Annotated in this window: 3 protein-coding genes; all 3 read right to left on the minus strand. The window is 68.4% G+C overall.

Annotated features, from left to right (window positions below; translation table 11 throughout):
• Positions 1 to 1,473, minus strand: a 1,473-nt coding sequence (locus H5T60_12765; GenBank protein ID MBC7243300.1) for a hypothetical protein, incomplete at its 3' end; no start/stop codon positions are given.
• Positions 1,470 to 2,936, minus strand: coding sequence for a hypothetical protein (locus H5T60_12770; protein MBC7243301.1), 1,467 nt, complete (start codon positions 2,934 to 2,936; stop codon positions 1,470 to 1,472). The genes H5T60_12770 and H5T60_12765, both read right to left, overlap by 4 nt.
• Positions 2,933 to 3,523: a class I SAM-dependent methyltransferase gene (locus H5T60_12775; protein MBC7243302.1), complete on the minus strand. Its 591-nt coding sequence runs from the start codon at positions 3,521 to 3,523 to the stop codon at positions 2,933 to 2,935. Before H5T60_12775 ends, H5T60_12770 begins: the two co-directional genes overlap by 4 nt.
• Positions 3,524 to 3,580: the final 57 nt, after the last annotated feature.

The following is a 3,580-nucleotide window of genomic DNA, read 5'->3' on the forward strand; positions in this document are numbered from 1 at the left end:
GATCTGCAGGGCCACCAGCGCCGCCGGCGCCAGGGCCAGCGCCGGCAACGCCCACCGCCGGCCGGCCTCGTGGACCTTCTCCCGCCAGGCCAGCCAGGCCTGATATCCCAGCCAGGCCAGCCCGATGAAGGCCGGCTGAATCGACCACAGCAGATGATTGGCATCGGCGAACGGAAAGACCTGCATCATATTCCAGGCGCCGTAGGTCAGGAACAGCACGGCCCACGGCGCGTCCGGGGTCCCTCGCCGGCCCAAACATACGTCCCACCATAATCCCAGGCTCACCAGGGCCGGCAGATAAAAGCGCAGGCCCGTCCAGCTCTGCAGGCCGGCGCGCAGTGCCCCTTGGAGCGTCCATTCCCCGCCCCACGGGATGAACCACAGCAGGACACCGGCCAGCCCGTACAACAGCACCGCCGGGGCCGGCAGGCGACGTGCCTTCCAGCCAGCCAGGGCGCCGAGGCCGGCCCAGGCCAGCGCTCCCCAGGCGTTGGGGGTCGGGGGGCGGATGGCCGCCTGCATCAGCGCACTGCGGCGCCAGGGCCCCAGGAAGGTCTGCTCCAGGAACAAGGGCCAGCCCACCGCCTTCACGGCTGGGATCGTCCATGCCAGCGTCACCAGAGCGGCCCCGGCCGCCAGCCAGAGCAGTTCGCGCCAGAAAGGAAGCGCTCCCCGTTGGATGCCCTGCGCCGGCTGTCCCATCCACACGGCCAACGACGCCAGCAGAAGCGGCAGGCCGAAGGCCACCAGGTTGACCGGTGTGGCATAGCCGGCCAGCAGGATGCCGCCCATCACCAGGCAGAGGAACGCGACGGCCCCTTCCGGGGAGAAGACCCGCCGGCGCCAGCCCTCCCCCGCCCGGCCGGCGGCACTGCGCCAGGCCAGGAATAATGCCAGCCCGATCCATTGATAGGCGCCCTGGGTCAGCTTGAACAGGGCAGAGATGCCGCATAAGGCGCCGGCAAGGGCCAGCCAGGCCGCATGCGGCCGGCGCTGATAGCGCCAGACCGCGCCCAGGGCCAGCAGTCCCAACACCACACATTTCCACGAGGGGAAGGCCATGTTCAGATACGGCACATTCCAGGTCAGGCACAGCGCGTAGGCGGCAAGGGCCGCGCCGGCCGGCAGTACCGCCCGCGCCAGCAGGTAGGCGAGTAGCGCGATGCCGGCGCCGATGAAGGCCAGGGCCGCCCGCAGGACCGACAGACGCACGCCGAACAGCCGGAAGAGCAGACCGTTCCACAGCACCATGCCGGGCGGATAGTTATCCGTGGCGAAGTCCCGGTAAAACATCTGGCCGGCCAGCCAGCGCAGGGGCTGATAGGCCTGATGCCCCTCGTCGGCGATGACCCAGCCCTCGGTCATGTCCCACAGGTTGTAGCGGTGGAACGGCAGGAGAAGGGCCAGCGCTATGAGGAACAGCACCAGGCCCTCCAGCCAGAGACGTTGCGCGGACAGCCGCCGGCCGGTCATGCTACCCCTCCTGCCGGCGCGCGACAGGCCCATGCCAGGCCGGCCGCCAGCACAGCCATTATCACCACTAACGGCAGAAGGCTCCATAATCCCGCCAAACCCAGCGCCATGCCCAAATTGGCCGCCATCTGTCCCTGCCGCAACAAGGGCAGGGCATATTCTATCAATGGGAAGCGGTACATCTCGGGCGGATAGAACTTCAGTGCTGTGATGGTCTGCGCCCACACCTCGAAGATGGACAGCGCGCCCAACGCGGCGAACACGGGCCGGCGCCATCCACCCCTGGCCAGCCAGGCGGCGATGGCCGGCATCAGGAAGGGCACCGCCGGCGCGATGTAGCGCGGGCCTACCGCGAACCCGCCCCACCAGACCACCGAGGAAGCGTTGAACAGCAGGAGCACTGCGATGACCAGCAGGCAGGCCCACCATGCGGGGCGGTGCTCCCGCCGGCGCCACCAGACGACGAAGCCCGGGAACGCCGCCAGCAGGGCCGGCGACAGGAAGAACAGCCCGCGATAGGGGCTGAAGGTGATGCCCCACAACCGCTCCAGGCTCGGCGCCGTCAGGGTCATGAAGCCGGTCTGCACCTCCTCCTGCCACAGCTCCGAATAGGCGTAGCCCATGGGCAGGGGCGAGCCGTAGATGGCCAGGTCATAGCCGGCCAGCAGGGCCGCCGGCAGGGCCGCGCCCAATGCCAGCCAGCCGATAGGTTTCACCGAGCGCAGGCGATACAGCGCGTAGAGGCCGAGCACGCCGGCCGGCAGGACCATCGGGTACTCGGTGACCACCGCCCAGCCCAGCAGGAGGCCGGCCAGGAACGCCCGCCAGGCGGAGCGCCGGCCCTCTGCCCATCCCCACAGGAGGTAGAAAGCGCCGAACAGACAGGCCGCCGCCAGCATATGGCCGTACAGCGCGCTCCCGTAGGGGAAGGCCGTCGTGCCCAGACCGTAGACGAGGGTCAGCAGGGCGCTGGTCCCCGCGCCGGCGCCCAGCCGGCGCGCTCCCCGATAGACCAGCAGGCCCAGCAGTACAGAGGGCAGGGCCACCGCCCCGAGTGTCGTGGCGTACAGCGCCAGGGCGAAGTAGCCGCGCCAGGGGAAGAGGCCGGCCGCTTCCTGGGGAGAGGCCGGCGACGAGGCGAGATGTCCCGCCAGGTGTGCCATCCAGGTCCCCAGGCCCGGCAGGCGCGTCACCTGCCGAAAAGCCCAGTAGAAGGGCACGCCCAGGAACGAGACCCCCGGCGCCTTGTCGCAGTAGTAATGTCCGCCGAAGTGGGCATAATCGCCGGTGTTCCCGACGTAGTCGTCAATCTCCAGCCGGCCCTGGTCCACGATGGCCAGCACCAGGTCCATGCGGCCGTTCTGGTTCCAGTCCACGCGCCGCGGCGGGAAGTAGGCGTAGCTGATGAACAGCAACAGCACCAGCAGTGCCTGGCACCAGCGCTCGCGCCCGGTCGCGCTCATGCCGCCGGCCCTCCCTTTTCGGCCAGGATGAACATCTGCCGGCCGAGGATGCGCCATGCCGGCGGGAACATCAGGTACAGCCGCACGAAGAACGGCCACTTGGGCAGGGCGCTCTTGCTGGTAAAGGGCATGAAGCGCGGGATGACCTGGCGCGGCACGAAGCCGTGGCCGGCCAGCGCCTCGATCATGCTCAGATGGCTCAGCGGGATGTGGTGATCGAAGAAATCCCAGTACTCCTTGTAGAGATATTTAATATTGGGCTGGAGGATCATCAGCCGGCCGCCCGGCACCAGCACGCGGTGAATCTCCCGCAGGGTCTGGCTCATGGCCCCCTTATCGGGCAGATGCTCGAAGAAGTTACTGCAGAAGACCAGGTCCACCGTCCCATCGGGGATGGGGGAAAGGTCGGTCGCCGGCGTGCGGTAGACGATGACCTCCGGCCGAGCGTAGCGGGCCGTCTCCTCGCTGATGTCCACGGCATAGCGCACCCGGCACTGGATGTTGTTGATGAACTCGCAGAAGCCGGCGCCCAGGTCCAGCACCACATCCTCCGGCCGCACATAGCGCTGGAAGAAGTGCCGGCACAGCACCTGCCAGATGGCGTTCTTGGCGATGCGCTCTTCCTCGCTGAAGCGGTGGGCGTA

The sequence above is a fragment of the Anaerolineae bacterium genome (assembly GCA_014360855.1).
Taxonomy (GTDB): Bacteria; Chloroflexota; Anaerolineae; order JACIWP01; family JACIWP01; genus JACIWP01.

Bases quoted from the DNA above. Each gene is read 5' to 3' on its own strand.
- H5T60_12770 (MBC7243301.1), bottom strand. From the start codon at position 2,936: ATGAGCGCGACCGGGCGCGAGCGCTGGTGCCAGGCACTGCTGGTGCTG.